Raw genomic sequence first — 546 nt, 5'->3', positions numbered from 1 at the left:
CTGGTTTGATGAACGCTATTACCGGCGTGCTGAAATGTCTAGCAATAACCTGGCAGTGCGCTGGGCACTGGCATATTACAAAGCGTCCCAATCTCATTAGTCAATAAGGAAATATCATGAGCAAATTTATTCAATTGCATCTGCTAACTTCTTATCCGCCCTCCAATCTGAACCGGGATGATTTGGGCAGGCCCAAAACCGCCCGTATGGGCGGCTCTGAGCGACTGCGTGTCAGTTCGCAAAGTTTGAAGCGGAATTGGCGTGTTTCTGACTTATTTGAGTCTGCCATGGCAGGTTCTATTGGTACCCGTACTAAAAAGCTGGGAGTTGTCGCGGCGCAGCAACTGCAAGCCAAGGGGGTTGAGAAGAAAAACGCTGACGAGTGGGCGGCAAGTATTGCCAAGCAATTCGGCAAGCTGAAAAAAGACTCGTTGGAAATTGAACAACTGGCACACGTTAGTCCGGCTGAACAACAGGGTGTTGATCAGTTGGTGGCGTTGCTGGCGTCAGAGAATAGGGCACCGCAAGAGGAAGAATTGAAATTAC

Annotated in this window: 1 protein-coding gene; it reads left to right on the top strand. The window is 49.3% G+C overall.

What is annotated here, in order from left to right; translation table 11 throughout:
- Positions 1-116 precede the first annotated feature (116 nt).
- The coding region (locus J0A66_RS21555) for a type I-E CRISPR-associated protein Cas7/Cse4/CasC (RefSeq protein ID WP_206575915.1) at positions 117-546 on the top strand (430 nt) is incomplete at its 3' end.

It is taken from the genome of Bowmanella dokdonensis (assembly GCF_017254865.1).
In the GTDB taxonomy this organism is placed as follows: Bacteria; Pseudomonadota; Gammaproteobacteria; order Enterobacterales; family Alteromonadaceae; genus Bowmanella; species Bowmanella dokdonensis.
Note: the sequence above shows the minus strand (reverse complement) of the source record. Positions and strands in the feature narration are given on the sequence as shown.